This window comes from Burkholderia sp. WSM2232 (assembly GCF_000472545.1).
Taxonomy (GTDB): Bacteria; Pseudomonadota; Gammaproteobacteria; order Burkholderiales; family Burkholderiaceae; genus Paraburkholderia.
In genome coordinates, this window is sequence record NZ_AWZV01000030.1 from 1 (window position 1) to 18,682 (window position 18,682).

General features: G+C 67.3%; 16 protein-coding genes and 1 riboswitch. Of the genes, 7 read left to right on the forward strand and 9 right to left on the reverse strand.

Translation table 11 applies throughout. The annotated features are described in order from the left end of the window. Nucleotides 1-174: 174 nt before the first annotated feature. From F757_RS0124030 to fliF, 6 genes are all read right to left on the reverse strand, one after another. Nucleotides 175-1,731 (reverse strand): flagellar hook-length control protein FliK, encoded by a 1,557-nt coding sequence (locus F757_RS0124030; RefSeq protein ID WP_027213610.1) that lies wholly within the window; start codon nucleotides 1,729-1,731, stop codon nucleotides 175-177. A gap of 71 nt (nucleotides 1,732-1,802) precedes the next feature. Next, nucleotides 1,803-2,252: a flagellar export protein FliJ gene (gene fliJ / locus F757_RS0124035; RefSeq protein WP_027213611.1), complete on the reverse strand. Its 450-nt coding sequence runs from the start codon at nucleotides 2,250-2,252 to the stop codon at nucleotides 1,803-1,805. A gap of 2 nt (nucleotides 2,253-2,254) precedes the next feature. Beyond that, nucleotides 2,255-3,967 (reverse strand): flagellar protein export ATPase FliI, encoded by a 1,713-nt coding sequence (fliI, locus tag F757_RS0124040; protein WP_027213612.1) that lies wholly within the window; start codon nucleotides 3,965-3,967, stop codon nucleotides 2,255-2,257. Beyond that, a complete protein-coding gene (gene fliH / locus F757_RS0124045; RefSeq protein ID WP_013340822.1) occupies nucleotides 3,961-4,644 on the reverse strand; it encodes a flagellar assembly protein FliH in 684 nt (227 codons plus the stop codon). The genes fliI and fliH overlap by 7 nt, the downstream gene beginning before the upstream one ends. Further along, nucleotides 4,631-5,626: a flagellar motor switch protein FliG gene (gene fliG / locus F757_RS0124050; protein WP_013340821.1), complete on the reverse strand. Its 996-nt coding sequence runs from the start codon at nucleotides 5,624-5,626 to the stop codon at nucleotides 4,631-4,633. The genes fliH and fliG overlap by 14 nt, the downstream gene beginning before the upstream one ends. Continuing rightward, nucleotides 5,616-7,418 carry a flagellar basal-body MS-ring/collar protein FliF gene (gene fliF / locus F757_RS0124055; RefSeq protein WP_027213613.1) on the reverse strand — a complete coding sequence of 601 codons (1,803 nt, stop codon included), beginning with the start codon at nucleotides 7,416-7,418 and terminating at the stop codon, nucleotides 5,616-5,618. Before fliF ends, fliG begins: the two co-directional genes overlap by 11 nt. 235 nt (nucleotides 7,419-7,653) lie before the next feature. Here fliF and fliE point away from each other — a divergent pair, with 235 nt between their 5' ends. The 5 genes from fliE to F757_RS0124080 all read left to right on the forward strand — a co-directional run bounded on the left by fliE (nucleotide 7,654) and on the right by F757_RS0124080 (nucleotide 10,893). After that, nucleotides 7,654-8,004, forward strand: a complete 351-nt coding sequence (fliE, locus tag F757_RS0124060; RefSeq protein ID WP_027213614.1) for a flagellar hook-basal body complex protein FliE — start codon at nucleotides 7,654-7,656, stop codon at nucleotides 8,002-8,004. 241 nt (nucleotides 8,005-8,245) lie between these two features. After that, complete coding sequence (fliS, locus tag F757_RS0124065; RefSeq protein WP_013340818.1) at nucleotides 8,246-8,680, forward strand: flagellar export chaperone FliS; 435 nt, start codon at nucleotides 8,246-8,248, stop codon at nucleotides 8,678-8,680. Further along, nucleotides 8,677-9,003, forward strand: a complete 327-nt coding sequence (locus F757_RS0124070; RefSeq protein WP_013340817.1) for a flagellar protein FliT — start codon at nucleotides 8,677-8,679, stop codon at nucleotides 9,001-9,003. The genes fliS and F757_RS0124070 overlap by 4 nt, the downstream gene beginning before the upstream one ends. Before the next feature lie 79 nt (nucleotides 9,004-9,082). Continuing rightward, nucleotides 9,083-10,522 carry a flagellar hook-length control protein FliK gene (gene fliK / locus F757_RS0124075; protein WP_027213615.1) on the forward strand — a complete coding sequence of 480 codons (1,440 nt, stop codon included), beginning with the start codon at nucleotides 9,083-9,085 and terminating at the stop codon, nucleotides 10,520-10,522. Further along, nucleotides 10,522-10,893: an EscU/YscU/HrcU family type III secretion system export apparatus switch protein gene (locus F757_RS0124080; RefSeq protein WP_027213616.1), complete on the forward strand. Its 372-nt coding sequence runs from the start codon at nucleotides 10,522-10,524 to the stop codon at nucleotides 10,891-10,893. The genes fliK and F757_RS0124080 overlap by 1 nt, the downstream gene beginning before the upstream one ends. A 51-nt stretch (nucleotides 10,894-10,944) precedes the next feature. Here the strand turns inward: F757_RS0124080 and F757_RS0124085 are convergent, their stop codons facing one another. Further along, nucleotides 10,945-12,363 carry a coniferyl aldehyde dehydrogenase gene (locus tag F757_RS0124085; protein WP_027213617.1) on the reverse strand — a complete coding sequence of 473 codons (1,419 nt, stop codon included), beginning with the start codon at nucleotides 12,361-12,363 and terminating at the stop codon, nucleotides 10,945-10,947. 70 nt (nucleotides 12,364-12,433) lie between these two features. Continuing rightward, complete coding sequence (locus tag F757_RS0124090) at nucleotides 12,434-14,179, reverse strand: acyl-CoA dehydrogenase family protein (protein WP_027213618.1); 1,746 nt, start codon at nucleotides 14,177-14,179, stop codon at nucleotides 12,434-12,436. Nucleotides 14,180-14,582: 403 nt separating this feature from the next. On the opposite strand from F757_RS0124090, the gene F757_RS0124095 reads away from it, so the two are divergent. Further along, nucleotides 14,583-16,262, forward strand: a complete 1,680-nt coding sequence (locus tag F757_RS0124095; RefSeq protein ID WP_027213619.1) for a GMC family oxidoreductase — start codon at nucleotides 14,583-14,585, stop codon at nucleotides 16,260-16,262. 27 nt (nucleotides 16,263-16,289) lie between these two features. Here the strand turns inward: F757_RS0124095 and F757_RS0124100 are convergent, their stop codons facing one another. After that, nucleotides 16,290-17,240, reverse strand: coding sequence for a LysR family transcriptional regulator (locus F757_RS0124100; protein ID WP_027213620.1), 951 nt, complete (start codon nucleotides 17,238-17,240; stop codon nucleotides 16,290-16,292). Between the two features lie 183 nt (nucleotides 17,241-17,423). On the opposite strand from F757_RS0124100, the gene F757_RS0124105 reads away from it, so the two are divergent. Then, nucleotides 17,424-18,233, forward strand: coding sequence for a glycosyltransferase family 2 protein (locus F757_RS0124105; protein ID WP_027213621.1), 810 nt, complete (start codon nucleotides 17,424-17,426; stop codon nucleotides 18,231-18,233). A 292-nt stretch (nucleotides 18,234-18,525) separates the two neighbouring features. Continuing rightward, nucleotides 18,526-18,663, forward strand: a riboswitch (S-adenosyl-L-homocysteine riboswitch). The last annotated feature ends 19 nt before the right edge of the window (nucleotides 18,664-18,682 follow it).

The following is an 18,682-nucleotide window of genomic DNA, read 5'->3' on the forward strand; positions in this document are numbered from 1 at the left end:
CGAGGGACCCACTTATGAGCTGGCGGTTTGAGCCCGCTTTCTTTGCTTACTTTCTTTGCGGCGGCAAAGAAAGTAAGTGCCGCCCCGCACAGGGGCAACGCCAATAGACCACCGTGACCTCAAGGAAAGGCCAAGGGGGTCAACGCCCAAAGCCCCATCCAGAAAAGAACAAGACTAGGCAAACGTATCGACGAGCCCCACAGTCCGCCGCGCAGCGGCACCGTCAGAACCGGCAACCACGCCAGCAGCACGACCCCCAAACCGATCGCCACCGCCCGCGGAGCGGCCACCAGCCCTCCCGGAATCGGCATTCTGCTGCTGCCCGCCCTGGCGTGCGAACCCGTCGCTGACGCTCGTGCTGCCAAGCCCGATACCGTTGGCTTCCATCGCCTCGCGCAATTTCGGCAAAGCTGCCTCGACGGCCTCCCGCACCTGCTGATGCTGCGACACGAACAACGCATGCGCATGGTTGTCGGCCACCTGCAACACCACCTGCAGCGGCCCGAGATCCTTCGGATTCAACGTTAGCTCGGCGCTCTGCGAATGGGCATTCGACAGGAACACCACCTTCTGGCTCAACGCCTCCTCCCAGTCGGCCGTGCCCACCTGGGGCCCCAACGCATTCGCCGCTTCAGCCGCGCTCGCGTTGCCCGTGGTCTGCACCGCGGCAGTCGTGCTCGCCGCGCTTGCGGCCGCGTTTGCCGCCGCCTGGCTCGCGGCGAGCGCCGCCGTCGCCGCGTCGGTTGCGCTTCTGAACGACGCCAGATCCGTCGGCAACGCGCCCGCCGTATCTGCCGACGTCAGCGCGCCCGCCGCAGCCGCCGAAGCCGCCGCGTTGGGATCGGCAACCGTCGTCGTCGCCGCCGTCATGGCGCCGCGCGCGGCGGCCGCACCCTTGCCGCCGCCGGACAATCCGCCTTCGAGCGTCTTGCTGGTCGTGTCGTTGAGCGCAGCGTTCGCGCTCGCCAGACCGTTCGCCGCGGCGGCCGCTGCCGCGCCGCTCGCCAAGGCCTGCGACGGCACCACCGCCTGGCCGTTCGCGAGCGCGGCCAACGCCGCCTGCAACGAGTCCTGCAGCGAGCGGGGATCGGTCGGCGCTTTCTTGCCCGGCAGGCCGGGGGCCGTGGCATCCGTAGCTGCGCCGGTCGCCGTCGCGTCCGTGTTGGTCGCGGCGGCGAGATCCACGCCGGCCGGATCGGCGGCCGCGTTTGCGTTGGCCTGAGCCTGGGCTTGAGCCTGGGCCTGTGCGGCTGCTGCTGCCGCCGCGCTGCCGGCGTCGTTGGCACTCGCCGCATTGGCGGGCTTCGCGGGCGCGGCGTCGGCCTTGTCCGTCGATGCCTGTTGCGGCTTCTCCGCCGGCGCGGCGGAAGACGCCGCGTCCGTCGTGGTGCTGTCGTCGCTGTGGCTCTTCGCGTCGTCGGCGCTCTGTGTCGCGGAATCGTCCGGCGGCGGCGCGTCGTGCACGCTGGAGCCCTGCGACATATCCGCGGACGGCCGGCTTGCGCCGGTGTTCACGTCGCCCGACGTGCTGGCAGCGTTATCAGCCGCCGCACTGGCAGCAGTACTTGCCGCCGCAGCATTTTGCAGGTCGATGCTTTGCTGCAGGGTCCGCGAAAACGGCTTTGCATTGGCAGCGGCAAGCGCCGCCGCGTTGCTGGAATTGCTCGAGTTGCTGGCGGAGCTGCTGCCGCTCGTGCCGAGCAGCGAGCCGATCTGTGAGAGAAACGACATAGGTGTCCTGTCAATCCGTCAAAGGGTACGGTGTCGAGTCAGTGGTCAGTAAGTGAAGGGCGGCGCGGGCGTCAGGCGCCTTCCGCGCGCATCCTCAGAATTCTTGCGGCGTGTTCGTCGGCGTCGCGCTGATCGCGCCGCGCCACGGTCTTCGCCTCGGCCGCTTCGCCGCGCGCCTGCAGCACTTCATACGAGCCGAGCTTCTGCTTCTGACGCTGCCAGTCGGGCTTGGCCGCCTCCAGCCGCGCAGTCGCCGCGGCGAGCAGCTTGCGTTGCTGTTCAATGGCGGCGTCGAGCGTGTCGATGAACGCCTGGAAATTGCGCATGTTGCCGGCGGGCATGCCCGCCTGGGCGGTCGCGGTGAAACGCGCGTGGTATTCGTCGCGGTACTGGACGAGGGAATTCAGCTGCGCCTCGACTTCGTTGCGCTCGCGCTGCGCGCGGCCAAGACGTTGCGCGGCGGCGTCGACGTCGTCCTGCGCGAGACCAATCAGCGTCTTGATCGGAAAGTGTTTTGCCATTGTCAGCCTCCTTGGGCAAACAGCGCGTCCAGCATCTCGATGCTCGGTTCAAAGTTCGCGCACTCGCGAAAGCCTTGCTGCAAGAAGGCTTCCATCCGCGGATACAGCGCGATGGCGCGGTCGAGCAGCGCGTCGCGCCCGCTGGAGTAAGCGCCCACGTTGATCAGATCGCGGTTGCGCTGATAGCGCGACAGCATCTGCTTGAACATACGCGTTTTGTCCAGATGGTTATCGTCGATCAGCGCGGTCATTGCCCGGCTAATCGACGCTTCGATGTCGATCGCCGGATAGTGGCCGGCTTCCGCGAGCGAGCGCGACAGCACGATGTGGCCGTCGAGAATCGCGCGCGCGGAGTCGGCGATGGGGTCCTGCTGGTCGTCGCCTTCGGTCAGCACCGTATAGAACGCGGTGATCGAGCCGCCGCCCGCCGGACCGTTGCCGGTGCGTTCAACGAGCGCGGGCAGCTTGGCGAACACCGAAGGCGGATAGCCCTTGGTCGCGGGCGGCTCGCCCACGGCGAGCGCGATTTCGCGCTGCGCCATCGCGTAACGGGTGAGCGAATCCATCAGCAGCAGCACGTGCTTGCCCTGGTCGCGGAAGTATTCGGCGAGCGAGGTCGAGTAGGCGGCTGCCTGCATCCGCAGAAGCGGCGAAACGTCGGCAGGAGCCGCGATCACGACGGAGCGCGCGAGACCTTCCTCGCCGAGAATCTGTTCGATGAACTCTTTTACTTCGCGGCCGCGTTCGCCGATCAGACCGATCACGATCACTTCGGCGCTGGTGTAACGCGCCATCGTGCCGAGCAGCACCGACTTACCCACGCCCGAACCGGCGAAGAGGCCCATGCGCTGCCCGCGTCCGACGGTCAGCAGCGCGTTGATCGCGCGCACGCCGACGTCGAGCACCTTGTGGATCGGCTCGCGGTTCAGCGGATTGATGACCGGTGCGGAAAGCGGCGCATCGGCATGCGCGCCGAGCGGGCCGAGACCGTCGAGCGGCCGGCCGGACGCGTCGAGCACGCGGCCGAGCAGTTCCCAGCCGACCGGCAGGCGCTTCGCGCCCGCCATCGGGTCGGCGATGGGCGCGCTCTCGAGCGGGAAGACCCGCGCGCCGGGCAATAGACCGATCACTTCGGTGGTCGGCATCAGAAACAGTTTGTCGCCGGAGAAGCCGACTACTTCGGCTTCGGCCATCGGCAGAGAACTGCCGGGCGGCAGCTCGATCATCACTTCGGCGCCTACCGAAAGGCGCAGCCCGACCGCTTCGAGCACGAGACCCGCGGCGCGCGTCAGGCGTCCGCAGGCGCGCATCGGCTTGGCGATCGCGTTGCGCGCGCGCAGGGCGTCGAGCTGGCCGCGCCACGCTTGCACGTGCGGATTGCTGTCGAGCCTGGGGTCGTACGGCGCGGCCGCCGCTGCCTGGGACGCGGCGCGCGCGGCGCCCGGCGTGCTGGCCCCGGTATGGGCAGCGGGTGCCGACTCGCGGCTTGCGGCCGCGCCGGTCAGCGGATGCGCGTGGCTCCCCGTCACGACATCTGCCATCGCCACCGCGTCTGCGAGAGCTCCCGCCGGGGCGGCTGCAACCGCGTCCGCCGAAGCCTCGTGCGCGAACAGCGTATCCGCGGGCGCCTGAGCGCCGAACGATGCCAGCGCCAGTTCGCGTTCGAGCGGCGTCAGGTCGCTTGCGCGAATTTCCTCGAGGGTCGGCTTCACCATGTACTCACTTTGCCGAGCGCCGCGGCGACGCGTTCCCAGCGTGTCTCGATGCCCGCATCCACTTCGCCGCTGCCGGCCTGCGCGCGGCAGCCGCCACGCTCGACTGCCGGATCGGTGCGCACGGTCCAGCCGCGCGTTTGCAGTTCTTCCATCAGATAGGCTTCGACCACCGGCAGATCGGCGGGGCTCACGATCAGCGCGGGCGCGCCCGTGAGCGCGGGCTCGGCGGCCAGCACCTCGCGCGCGGCGGCAATCAGCGCCGTCGGGTCATGCTGCACGTGCTGGCGCACCACCTGTTGCGCGATGTCGAGCGCGAGCGCGACGAGCGTCTCCGAAATGGCGCCTTGCGCGCCGTCGAGCGCGGCCTTGAAGGTTTCGGCGAGTGCGGCGAGCCGTGCGGCCTCCTCGCGCGCTTCGCTTCTACCCTGCTCGAAGCCTTGCGCATGACCTTGCTCGTAGCCCGCCTGATAGCCGAGCGCCTGACCGGCCACATGGCCGGAGGCAATGCCCTGTGCGTGCGCGGCTTCGCGCAGGCGTTCGAGTTCGGCGGCGAGCGCGGCTTCGTCGGCCTCGGAGTTCGGCGGCGCGGGCGGCACCGGATCGAACGAGGCCATCTCCCAGCGCTGGTAGGCCGAGAGGCTTTCCTTCGCCGCGGAGTTGCGATTAGACATATGCATCTTCCGCCTTGCCGCCAATCACGATCTGGCCGCTTTCCGCCAGATTGCGCACGATCTGCAAGATGCGGCGCTGTTGCGTCTCCACTTCGGAAACACGCACCGGTCCGCGCGCGTCGAGGTCTTCGGCGAGCAGTTCTGCAGCGCGCTGCGACATGTTGGAGAGGAACTTCTGACGCAGCGCAGGCGCGGCGCCCTTCAGCGAGATGATCAGCGCCTCGGATTCCACTTCCTTCAGCAGCAGCTGGATCGCGCGGTCTTCCAGGTCGAGCAGGTTCTCGAACACGAACATCTGATCGACGATCTTCTGCGCGAGCTCCGCGTCGTACTGGCGGACGTTCTCGATAACGCCTTCCTCGTGATTGCTCGACATGAAGTTGAGAATTTCCGCTGCCGTGCGAATACCGCCCATCGGGCTGCGCTTGAGGTTGTCGCTGCCCGACAGCAGGTGCGTGAGCACGTCGTCGAGTTCGCGCAGCGCGGCCGGCTGGATGCCGTCGAGCGTGGCGATGCGCAACAGCACGTCGTTACGCAGACGGTCCGTGAAGCACGAGACGATTTCCGACGCCTGATCGCGGTCCAGGTGTACGAGAATCGTCGCGATGATCTGCGGGTGCTCGTTCTTGATCAGTTCCGCGACGGCCGGCGAGTCCATCCACTTCAGGCCCTCGATACCGCTCGTATCGCTGCCCTGCAGAATCCGGTCGATGATCGCGCCGGCCTTGTCGTCGCCGAGCGCCTTGGTCAGCACGGAACGGATGTACTCGTTGGAGTCGAGCGACATGCCGGTGTGCTTTTCCGCCTCGCGCACGAACTCGTGCAGCACCGCGTCGATCTCCTCGCGAGTCACGGCCTTCATGGCGGCCATCGCGACGCCGATCTTCTGGACTTCGCGCGGTCCAAGGAACTTGAACACCTGCGCAGCTTCTTCCTCGCCGATCGACATCAGCAGAAGCGCGCTCTTCATTACGCCTTCAGCGCTCATCGGTCACCCAATTCTTGACGACAGTTGCAACGATCTTCGGATCCTGGCGCGCGATGCTGCGCGCGAACTCCAGGTTCCGCTCATATTTGTGTTTCGCGTTTTCGAGCGCGAGCAGTTCTGCGTCGCCCGTGTCGATTTCGACGCTGCCGTTGGCGGCGCGCTCCGCGGCCGGAATGCCGTCCAGCAAGATCGGCTCGTCCGGCGAGGGCAGCGCGGCTGCCACGACCGGCTCCGGCGGCGGGAAGGCGCGGCGCAGCGCCGGCTTCACCATCACGAAGTAGAGGAACAGGGCCACCGCGCCGATGCCGAGATACGTCGCGATCTGCTTGTAGAGCGCCAGCATGTCCGGCGTGCGCCACCACGGCAGGTCCGCGTTCGGGTCGAGCTCGGCGGTGAACGGGCTGTTGACCACGTTGACCGAGTCGCCGCGCTGCGCGTCGAAGCCCATCGCGTCCTTCACGAGCTGGTTGACCTGCGCGAGCTTGTCGGCGCTGACCGGCTGCATGGTGGCGCGGCCCTTGCCGTCGACCACGCGCAGATAGTTGACCACCACTGCCACGGACAGGCGCTTGATGCCGCCCATCGGCTGCTCGAGGTGACGCACGGTCTTGTCGAGCTCGTAATTGGTCGTCATGTCCTTGCGGTCGCTCACCGGCGTCGTGGTGACGCTGCTGCTCGCGCCATTCGGCGCATTGATCGGTGCCGAGGCCGGCTGCGGCGGCTGGTTTGACAGCGCGCCGGGCACGCCGGAGGCGCCGCCTTGCGACATTTCGGTCGCCGTGCTGGACTGCTGGCTGCGAATCGCCGCCTGTTGCGGGTTGCCGTTCGGGCCATAGGCTTCCGAGGTCTGCTCGCTGCGCGAGAAGTCGATGTCGGCGCTCACCTGCGAATGCGCGTTGCCGGCGCCGAACAGCGGCGCGAGGATCGCGTCGATGCGCTGCTGGGTATTGCGCTCGATCTGCTGGCGGTACTTCAGTTGCGACGCGTCGAGCCCGCCGCCCACCGACGGCTGCGTGAGCAGATTGCCGTCCTGGTCGAGAATGGTCACGCCCTTGACCGGCATTTCCGGCACCGCCGACGACACCATGTGAGTGATCGCGAGCACCTGGCCTTCGTCGAGCGCGCGGCCCGGGTACAGATTGACGAGCACCGATGCCGACGGCGCTTCCTTGTCGCGCACAAATACGGAGGGCTTGGGAATCGCCAGATGCACGCGCGCCGACTTCACCGACGAAATGGACTGGATCGTGCGTTCCAGCTCGCCTTCGAGCGAGCGCTGATAGTTGATCTGCTCGGCAAACTGGCTGATGCCGAACTTCTGGTTGTCCATCAGTTCGAAGCCGACCGAGCCGCTTTTCGGCAGGCCGAGCGATGCAAGGCGTAGGCGCATCTCATGGACCTGTTCGGCAGGCACCAGAATCGCACCGCCGGCATCGGAGAACTTGTACGGAATGTTCGCCTGCTGCAGCGCCGTGATAATGGCGCCGCCGTCGCGGTCCGACAGGTTGCTGTACAGCACCTTGTAGTCCGGCGCGCGCGACCACAGGAACAGGCCCGCCACCACCGCGACGAGCACCGCCACCGCGAAGATCAGCGGGGCGCGCGGGTTGCCGCGCATCTGCGCGAGGCCCGACAGGCGCTGGCCGAAATTGCCTCCGAGCCCGCCACCGAGGCCGCCCAGGTCTGCGTTGCCGCCGGGCTGGCCGGCGCCCGCCGCGGCCGCGCCGGGCTGTGCGCCGGCGAGCCCCATGCGGGCGTCGGGGTTAATCAAAGAGTTGGCTGACGAATCCATGCGTCGGGTTTCTCCGGGATGCCTTTGCGTTCTGCCGCGCTACCGCGCCGACGGCCGGCGGGAGTATGGACAGATACTTTCACGACTGAAATTATCCGCACGGCAGGCGCGCCCGATTGCTTGAATAGAGCCGGGTTTCCCCCCTAGTTTCGGGGCTTTCGCCGTAAGGCCGCTGCTATGCTTTCGTCCAGATCGGTACGGTTTGGTCGTGCCGCTCGTCATTACTGGAGAGAACATGACTTTGCCCGTGAACGCGATTTCGTCGGCGCTGCAACAGTTGCATTCGATGGCGGCCCAGGCGGCCGGCGGCAGCACCGCGGCGAGCGGCGCCTCGGCCGCAGGGGAGTCCGGCGCGGCCACGGCCGGCGGCTTTGCGTCGGCGCTGAAGGCCTCGCTCGACAAGATCAGCGGCGACCAGACGAAGGCGATCGGCGAATCGCAAGCCTTCGAAATGGGCGCCTCGAACGTGTCGTTGAACGACGTGATGGTCGACATGCAGAAGGCCAACGTGGGCTTCCAGTTCGGCCTGCAGGTGCGCAACAAGCTGGTCTCCGCCTACAACGACATCATGCAGATGCAGGTCTGAACGCCACTGCGGTCCACGGCGGCAAGAATTTCTGCCCGCTGTGGCCGCAAACGCCCGTCCGCACGCGCATGCGCGCCACAAGGCGTGCTCGCGCCGCCTGAGCCCTTAATCCTCCTTACACTGGCCTAAAGCTTTTTCGCTGCGTATCCGATAACCAGATACAGGCATGAATCCGGGTTGCGGCAACGCATCCGGGTGGGCTGCCACGACCAACCGTAGTTGCAATTGAGGAGGAGCGCCGATGTTTTCCCCAGGACACTCTGGAGCCAATGCGTACGCACGCGTGGGCGTCGAGACAGGGGTGATGGGCGCGAGTCCGCATCGTCTGATCGTGATGTTGTATCAGGGGGCGAGGCAAGCCATCGCGCAAGCGCGCATGCACGTGCAGCAGGGCAATGTATCCGGTCGTGGAGAGGCGATCGGCAAGGCGATTCAGATCGTCGAAAGCGGGCTGCAACAGTCGCTCAACCTGGAGGTTGGCGGCGAGATTGCGCAGCGGCTGAACGCGCTATATAGCTACATGTCGCGCCGGCTGCTGGAAGCCAATATAAAAGCGAGTGAGGCAATGCTGGTCGAGGTCGACGGTCTTCTGGCGACGCTTGAAGAAGCATGGATCGGGATTGCCCCGGAGATCGCGCGGATGGCGGCCCAGCCGGCCGCGGAAAGCATGAGATGACATCGAACGCAGAATACTTTGCCCGCTACGAGGCCATCGCAGCGCTGTCGTGCCGCATGCTGACGGCCGCCCGACGTGCGTTGTGGAACGACCTGGTTCACCTGCAGGAAGAATACCGGCAACTGGTGGACGCGCTGAAAGAGGCGGAGACCGGCGTCAAGCTCGACGAGACGGAGCGCCTGCGCAAGTACGCGCTGATCCGGCAGATTCTCGCCGACGACGCCGCGATCCGCGATCTGGCCAATCCGAGCCTTGCCAAGCTGTCGGCCTTGTTCGGCGGGCGGCCCTCGCGGGTGCTCAAGGAGCTGTACGGGGCGCGCTGAAGGTGGCCGCGAGATAGTCCCACGGCGTCCAACTGAACCAATTTGAGCGCGCCGCCGCCAATGTGACCAAGGAATCGGCATGAACGGAATCGACACGGCTCTCGCATCGCTGCTTGCGACCCGCATCGACAGCCTGCTGAACATTGGCCCTGGCAGCGCCGCTACCACGCAGACCGGCGCGGCGGACGTCGGGGAGGCGCCGACCACCGTTGCTCCCGTCGCCCCGCCCGCACCACCCCAGCCTTCCACGCAGACGGCGCTGTCCGCCGTCGCGCTCACGCTGAACGCGATCGTGCGTTCGGGCGGCGAGGCGACGCCCGCGATAGTCGGCCAGACGCCGATCTGGCCCGCCGCGCCCGCGCTCGACGTCGAAGTCGGCGCCGCGCCGCCGTTCGGCGCGCCCGCGACTTCCAGCACTGCTGCGAACCCCGCCGCTTCTGCTGCCACAGCGAATGTCGCGGCGGCGCAGGTGCCCGTGGCGGCGCTTGCGGCTGCCCTTTCGCAGACAGTCAGCGACAGCGGTCTCTTTTACGAAGCGCATCTTTCGCAATGGCTAAGCGGCCAGCGCGCACCGGAAACGCTCGCCGGCGAGGCGCAGAACAAGCTCGTGGCGGCGGCCGCGCAATTGCCGCTGAACCTGGGCGGCACGGCCGGGGAGGCGGCGTCTGCTTCCGCCGCCGGCAGGCCGGGCATGGGTGCGGCGCAGAACGGCCCGGCCGGCGCGGCGGGTGCGGGGAATCCGAACGCCGCCAATGCCGCCAACGCTGCCAATGCAAATGCCGGCATGAGCGCCGCGCGCGCCATGCCGTCGATCGACACCGCGCACGCCGCGCGGTTTGTCGCGGGTGAGGTGCTGGCGAGCTCGCTGTCCGACCTGAACGGTCAGTCCACGCATGCGGATCTGCACAACGCGGCCTCCGCAGCCGCCGACGGCAGCACGGCGCAGACGGCGCAAGCCGCCGCGGTTCATCCGGCCACGGTGCCGCTGGTGCGTCAGCAGCTCGACCTGCTCGCAACGGGGCAGTTTCGCTGGACCGGCGAAGCCTGGCCGGGCGCGAAACTCGACTGGACCATCGAACAGGAAGGCGACGAGTGGGACCGCGGCGGCGGCGGTGCGGCGAGCGAAGACGATCAGCCGTGGCGCACGCGGCTCACGCTCTCCCTGCCCACGCTTGGCACCGTCGACGCCGAATTGACCCTGACCGGCATGCGCCTCGTCGCGCGCGTGCAGGCGAGCCCCGAGGGCGCGGCGCGTCTTGCGGTGCAGGGCGAGAACTTTCGTCAGCGGCTCGCGGCGGCGGGCATCCAGTTGCATGGTTTGACGATTCGCGAAATTGGCGGCGGCGCGCCTGCCACGGGCGCTGCAGCGGGGGCCGCGACGGCTCAGGCGGCGGCGTCGGCGTATGCGCGTTCGGCTTCGGCGGGCGCCAGGGCTGCGGCTGCGGCGTCGGCCGCTGCCAGCGCGGCGTCGGCGAGGAATTCGCGCGCTCCGCTCGACGATTTCGACTGGGACATGTGATGAGCCGCAAACATCGCCGCAGCGCGGCTGCGCTCGTCTACGACGCCCACGGCGGCGACGCCGCTCCGCGCGTGATCGCCAAGGGTTACGGCATGCTGGCCGAGATGATCGTGCAGCGCGCGAAGGAAGCCGGGCTGTACGTGCATGAGGCGCCGGAAATGGTCTCGCTGCTGATGCAGGTGGACCTCGACGCACGCATTCCGCCGCAGCTGTATCAGGCGGTGGCGGAATTGCTGGCGTGGCTGCATCGGCTGGAAAGCGGGGCGGAGCACGAGCCGCCGCATGCCGCGCCGGGCGGCGCGAAGGGCCGCGCCGACGATGTCACCGATGTCGTCGCGGTCGATGTGGAGGGAGGAGCGGGCGGGCGCTGATCGGGCCACATCAGGCACGCCGCCCCACGCTTCCGCACCGCAGCTCGCCCCTCAGAACCGCATCATCAGTTTGAGCAGCGCGTCGACGCGCTTGCCATAGGGCGGCGCGATCCATCCGCGCGCATTCAGACGCGCCTGCGTGAGCACCGGCTTCATCTTCGAGAACGTCACGAAGCCTTCGTAGCCGTGATACGCGCCCATGCCGCTTGCGCCCACTCCGCCGAACGGCAGGCTTTCGCACGCGAGGTGCATCAGCGTTTCGTTGATTGCCATGCCGCCCGCGACGGTTTCATGCGTGACGCGCTCGATGGTCGCGGCGTCGTCCGCATACAGGTAGAGCGCAAGCGGGCGCGGCCGCGCGTTGATCCAGGCGATGGCTTCGTCGAGCGTGTCGTACGCAACGATGGGCAGCAGCGGGCCGAAGATCTCCTCCTGCATCAGCGCACACCCTTCAGGAGTATTCGTCACGACCACAGGCGCAAAGCGCCGGCTGGCGGCATCGGGCCCGCAGTCGGTCAACGGATGCAGTTGCGCGCCCGCGGCTGCGGCTTCGTCTGCGAGACGCTCGAGCCGCTCGAAGTGCCGCGAGGAAATGATCGACGTGTAGTCCGGGTTCCGCGCGAAGCCCGGATACATCTGCGCCATTCGGACCCGCGCCCGGTCGATGAAAGCCTGCTCCTTGCCGCGCGGCACCAGCACGTAGTCGGGCGCGACGCAGGTCTGCCCGGCGTTGAGCGTTTTCCCGGCGATGAGGTTATCCACGGCATTGTCAAAACGCGCGTGCGCGCCGATGATCGCAGGCGATTTGCCGCCGAGCTCCAGCGTGACGGGCGTCAGATTGGCGGCCGCCGCACGCATTACTTCATGGCCGATTTTCGTCGACCCGGTAAACAGCAAATGATCGAATGGCTGCGCGCTGAACGCGGCGGCCAGCGCGGCGTCGCCGTTCACCACAGCGACATGGTCGCGAGCAAAGGTCTCGCCTATCAGCTTCTCGAACAACGCGGACGTGCGCGGCGTCAGTTCCGACATCTTGATAATGGCGCGATTGCCGGCAGTGAGCGCGCTGATGAGCGGCCCGGCGGCCAGCAGGACCGGATAGTTCCACGGCACGATAATGCCGACCACGCCGAGCGGCTGCGGCACCACCTTCGCGCGCGCGGGCAACAGCCACTTGTTGGTGCTGCGGCGCTGCGCTTTCATCCACCGTTTGCCGTGCCGCAGCGCCGCGTCGATTTCCCCCTTCAGCAGCAGGAATTCGGCGAGCAGCACTTCCTGCCTCGCGCGATTGCCGAAGTCGGCGCTCATCGCGTGGGCGAGCGCGTCGCGATTGTCGAGCAGCACTTTGCGCAGGGCTCTCAGGTGTGCTGCGCGTGTTTCCCACGACGGATACGGCGCGCGCCAATACGCTTGGCGCTGCTCGCAAAGCAGCGCTTCGAGCGCGGCGACTTCCGTCAGATCGTTCTTCATTGTTCACTACTCCCTGATGAAAGAGGCGCGCTCGGGCCGCGCGCTTATAGATGTTGTCAGTGTTTGAATCTCAAGCCGGAAAAGCCCTTTCGATAATTGCCGCATGATCGAGCGTAGCGGGCAGCGTGCCGTACACGCGGCCGCTTTCGCCGCAGCCGTCAGCAAGACGCGTGGCGATGAACGCCTCGGCCACGGCGGCCGGCGCGTGCGCGACGAGCAGCGTGGCCTGCGCAATCAGCACGATTTGCTGCGCGATGCGCCGCGCCGAGGCCTCGCGATGTTCGGCGGGCCCGTTCAAGGTCGCGGCGAGCTTGCCGAGCGCGGCGCCCAACGCCGGATGCGCGGCGGCGTTGGCCTGCCATTGCGCGAATAGCGCCTGTGCCGCTTCGGGTTCGCGCTCCATCGCGCGCAGCACGTCGAGGCACATCACGTTGCCCGAGCCTTCCCAGATCGAGTTGACGGGCGCCTCGCGGTAGAAGCGCGCCATCGGGCCGGTCTCGACATAGCCGTTGCCGCCCCACACTTCCATCGCCTCGCCGGTGAATTCGAGCGTGCGCTTGCAGACCCAGTATTTCGCAGCGGGTGTCACGATGCGCCGCCACGCGCGTTCGGCGAGCGTCGCCGTGGAACTGGCCGCCGAACTGGCCGCCGAACTGGCCGTGGAACTGGCGGTGGAGGTTGCCCGCGCGGCGTCCGCAGACTGCTCGAACGCGTGCGCGAGCCGCATGAACAGCACGGTGGCCGCTTCGGACTCCAGCGCGAGGTCGGCCAGCACGTTGCGCATCAACGGCTGGTCGGCGAGACGGCGGCCGAACGCGCTGCGGTGGCGCGCATGATGGATCGCCTGCACGAGCGCCGCCCGCATCAGCGCCGCGCTGCCGATCACGCAATCGAGCCGCGTGTAGTTCGCCATTTCGATGATGGTCGGCACACCACGCCCTTCGTCGCCGATCATGATGCCGAATGCGTCGAGGAACTCGACTTCGCTGCTCGCATTCGAGCGGTTGCCGAGCTTGTCTTTCAGACGCTGGATCTGCACCGCGTTCTTGCTGCCGTCGGGCGTGAAGCGCGGCACGAAGAAGCACGAGAGCCCGACGTGATCGTGCGTGCGCGCCAGCACCAGATGAGCGTCGCATTGCGGCGCCGAGAAAAACCATTTGTGCCCGATGAGTTCATAAGCGCCGCCGCGCCCGCCGGCGGCAATCGCGCGCGCCTGGGTCTGGTTGCTGCGCACGTCCGAGCCGCCCTGTTTTTCGGTCATGCCCATGCCGATCATCGCGGAATGCTTTTGCGCGAGGGGCAGGTCGCGCGGGTCGTGCTCGCGCGCATACAGCTTGTCGCGCAGCGTGTCGAAGAGTTGTGGTTCACGCTGCAATACCGGAATGCTCGCGAACGTCATGGTCAACGGACACAGCGAGCCCGATTCGATCTGCGCGTGCAGAAAGTAGCCCGCGCAGCGTGCGGCCATTGCGCCGGGCCGCGGGTCGGAGAACGGCAGCGCGTGCAGCCTCTCGCGTCGCAACAGCGCGAGTAGCTCGTGCCACGCGGGATGGAACTCGAGCGCGTCGATCCTCTCGCCACGCGGGCTATGCGTGACCAGTTCGGGCGTGTGACGATTGGCAAGCTCGGCGAGTGCGAGCGTGTCCGGCGCGGTGAGCGCCGCGCCGTGGCGCAGCAATGCGTCGCGATGCCATGCAGCGCCGTCGCGTTCGAGTGCGTTCGCGAGCGCGGCGTCGGTGGAAAAAAGGTTGTAGTCCGCGAGCGGCGGCACCTGATTGGTGACGTCGTGAGTCTGGCCGAAGCTATGGCGTTGCATCTGCTGTCTCCGTTCGCCGCAGGTCGCGGCAGGCTCGTCGGCGCGTTTCCCGCGCGGCATGGTGTGCCCTCGATGCGCTTTGCACACGCGGTGGCCGGCAGGGTTCGGGCTGCGCCGATTGAGTGCCGTTCGACCGTTGCTCGAGCGTCGTTTGATCGCCGCGTGTCTGCCGCGCGCTGCCGGCGCGCTGTGCGCGAGCCGCTGTTTGAATGCCGCCAGCGGCCTTCCGGCGGGCGCCTGCGGGTCTTTCATCATAGGGGCGCGAGGGCGCTTGCGTTTAGAGTAATCGCTCTGACGCGAAGCTGCCGCGGCACTGGAAGCCTCCCTACAATGCCGGGAAACACACGTAGACAAGTGTGCACGAGACAGGGCGTGCGGACAACGCAGCCCATCAGGAGGAGCGATGGAATACGACTACATCATCGTCGGCGCCGGGTCGGGCGGCTGCGCGCTCGCGAGCCGTCTCGCGGACAACTGTCCGGACGCGACAATCGCGCTGATCGAGGCGGGCCCGCACACGAAGCGCAACCTCTTCGTGAACATGCCGGTGGGCGTCGCCGCGGTGGTGCCGTACCGGCTCAAAACCAACTATGGCTATCTGACGACGCCGCAGCCCGGTCTGGCGGGCCGCCAGGGTTATCAGCCGCGCGGGCGTGGCTTGGGCGGGTCGAGTGCGATCAACGCGATGATCTACACGCGCGGCCATCCGCTGGATTACGACGAATGGGCGCAACTCGGCTGTGAAGGCTGGTCGTGGCAGGACGTGCTGCCGTATTTCCGCCGCGCCGAGGGCAACGAGCGCGGCGCGAGCGCGTGGCACGGCGACAGCGGCCCGCTCACCGTGTCGGACCTGCGGTACCGCAATCCGTTTTCGAAACGTTTCGTGCAGGCCGCGCTGGAAGCGGGCTACCAGCCGAACGACGACTTCAACGGCGCGGATCAGGAGGGCATCGGCTTTTATCAGGTCACGCAGCGCGACGGCCGGCGTTGCAGCGTGGCGCGCGCGTATATCTACGACCGCGAGCGCGCCAATCTCCACACCATCGCGGACGCCACCGTGCTGCGCGTGGTCTTCAGGGACAAGCGCGCGAGCGGCGTGGATGTGGTGCGCGGCGGCCGCCGCGAAACGCTGAGCGCGCGCGCCGAAGTCATACTGGCGGCCGGCGCGTTCAATTCGCCGCAACTGCTGATGTGCTCGGGCATCGGACCAGCCGAGCATCTGCAGGCGCATGACATACAAGTCGTGCACGACGCGCCCGAGGTCGGCCAGAATCTGATCGATCACGTCGATTTCACAATCAACAAGCGGGTCTCGTCAATCGAGCCGACCGGCTTTTCCGTGCGCGGCATTGCGCGAATGGTGCCGCAGTTCGTCTCGTTCATGCGCCATGGCCGCGGCATGCTGTCGAGCAATGTTGCCGAGGCGGGCGGCTTTCTGAAGAGCAGGCCCACGCTCGAGCGGCCCGACCTGCAACTGCACTTCTGCGCGGCTCTGGTCGACGACCATAACCGGCACATGCATTGGGGCCACGGCTATTCGCTGCATGTGTGCGTGCTGCGGCCGTTCAGCCGCGGCACGGTGACGCTCGCGAACGCCGATGCGCGCGCGGCGCCGGTGATCGACCCGCGTTTTTTCAGCGATTCGCGCGATCTCGATCTGCTGGTGGAGGGCGTACACATGGCGCGGCGCATTCTCGACGCGCCGTCGCTCGCGCTGCACGGCGGCCGCGAGCTGTACACGCGGCCGGGCCAGACCGACGAGCAATTGCGCCGGACCATCGCCGAGCATGCGGATACGATCTATCACCCGGTCGCCACCTGCCGGATGGGCGGCGACGCGCGCTCGGTGGTGGATCCGCAGTTGCGCGTGCGAGGCGTCGCGGGGCTGCGGGTCGTCGATGCATCGGTAATGCCGACGTTGATCGGCGGCAATACGAATGCGCCTACGGTGATGATCGGCGAACGCGCAGCCGAACTGATCACGGCGAGCCGCAAGCAGCCGCGAGCGGTGGACGCGGTGGACGCGGTGCAATTGCAAGGCGCGGCGGCGCGGCCGACGGTGCCGACAGCCGACGCCGCATGAGCGCCCGGCCGCGCGCCACCCAAACCGTCATTCCGGCCGTACCGCCTGAAGCGGCGCGGCGATGCCCGTCAGGCCGAGCATCAGATCGTCGCCGGCGCGGCCGGGCAGCGTCTCGCGGGCGACCTCCAGCCAGGCGCGCGCGGCGTGCGATAGATAACCGTCGCGACGCCAGCCGATTGCCATTTCCCACGGAATCTCCGGTTCCACGACCGGCCGGCAGGTGAACTGCGCGGCATCTAGGCGGCGGCAATAAGGCGCGGGCAACAGCGCAATGCCGACGCCCGCGAGCACCAGCGCCGCCATGAAATCCCAGTGTCCGCTGCGCCCGACGATAGTCGGCGTGAAGCCGGCCGTGCGGCACGCGCCCAGCACCACGTCGTTGAGCGCGAGGCTCTCGCCATAGAACACGAACGGCTCGTTCGCGAGTTGCGCGAGCGGCACTTCGCGCAATTCGTCCCAGCGCGAGCCGGTGCGCGCCACGAGCCACAGCAACTGGCGCGTGATGGGCAGCACCTCAATGTTGTCCGGGTCCACTGGCTGCAGCACCCCGCCCAGTTCGAGTTCACCGTTGATGAGCGCGGTCTCGATGGCGCGCGAGCCTTGCTCGAACAGCTTCAGTTCGATTTTCGGGTAGCGCTGCCGGAACGTGGCGATGGCCGGCGTGAACAGCGACCCGCCCATCGGCGGAATACCGATGGTGAGTTCGCCGTGGCCGAGCGTGCCCAGGTCGTTGAGCTCCGCCTGCAACTGCGCGTGCGCGGCGAGCACCTCCTGGCCGCGCTGATAGACGATGCGGCCGGCGTCCGTCAAGACCATCTGCCGCCCGTCGCGCAGCAGCAGGGGCGAGCCGATTTCGTCTTCGAGCGACTTCACCATCTTGCTGATGGTGGGTTGGGTGACGAACATCTGCTCGGCGGCGACAGTGAAACTCTGCTGACGAACGACTTCGACGAAATAGCGCAGCGCACGCAGTTCCACGGTCGGCTCCAGATTCCATATTGGAATGAACCGGACGATTGTAAGTCATGCCTTTTATGGCCGCGAGGCCGCAACGCCGCGTTTTCGACATGACTCAAGCTGCCGAGCTTTATCGGGATGAGCGGCGCACCCCGCGCGCTACCATCGGCGCTTTCCGCTCTCGCCGTCCGCCGCATTCCGCCCATGACGCCTGACTCCGGCATCTGCATCGTAATTCCCTGCTACAACGGCGCGGCGACTCTTGCTCGCGCGCTGCAAAGCTGCAGCGCGCAGCCGGAGGCGGCGCAAATCATCGTGGTGGATGACGCTTCGACCGATGCGTCCGCACAGCTCGTTCTGCACTATGCGCGCTGCGATCCGCGCGTTCAGTTGCTGCGCATGCCCGAGAACGGCGGCGCGGCGCGGGCGCGCAACTGGGGCGCGCTGCACGCGTCGCACGATCTACTCGCCTTTCTGGATGCCGACGACGAATACCTGCCCGGCGCGCTCGCGGCGGCCCGCGCATTCTTCGCGCATAACCCCGCACGGGTGTCGGTGCGGCTCGACGTCGACTATGCGGGGTTCCCGGCCGAAATCTGCGCGCACCCCGATTTTGCCCAGCACGCGGCCACCCTGAGCAACACGGTCCCTAGCAGCCTGGTCGTGCGACGGGCTGCATTCGCCGCGCTCGGCGGCTTTCCGATGGATCAGGCGTTTCGCCGTCTGGGCGGCGAGGACGGCGCGTTTTCGTGGGCGCTGCGCGAGGTTTTCGGCAATCCGCGTTTGCAGGACGCCAAGCGCGTGCGCATGCATTACCACACGAATATTCACGCGGAGCGCTATTTCCGGATCGCGTTCGGCTGGCTCAAGCCCGATCCCGCCGACGTCGCCGACGCCTTCTGCGTTTCACAGCGCTTTCTCGACAGGGCGCGAGCGGGAATCGGCCAGGTGCGCCGCGCGTGCGTGGAGGCGGAGGCGGCTGCGCATGCGGCCAGCGGCGCTCCGGCGGCGTGAGCGGGGTAGATGAGCGCGGGGTAAGAATGGCGGTGGGACCGCTTTTGCCCGCGGGTTCTGCCTCTGGGCGGCACTAGCACGGCTTTGGACAAGGCGCTGCGGGCAGCGTGAGGCAAAGCGGCACACAAGGCGCTTAACAAAGCCGGCAAACCCCAACGCCGCACCTGAGTCCGCGTGTCGTCACGAGAATCCGCTGATCGTGACGAGAATCCGTGCGTCGTCAAGAAAAACCACGTGTCGCCCAAGAATCCGCGCGCCCCACCGCCATCCCGATTTGCTACAATCGCCGTTCGTCTTCGAGGAGCGTTGCGACGGGTACCGCGAATTCCGCATATTCGCCGGCCGCCCGCCAGGCTCGAAGGCTTCAATCGGAGGGTCCGGATGCGCTGTCGCGCTGTCCGCCAACCGCATCGAACCGCGCTCACGTCAAATTTCTAGTCACTACTTAG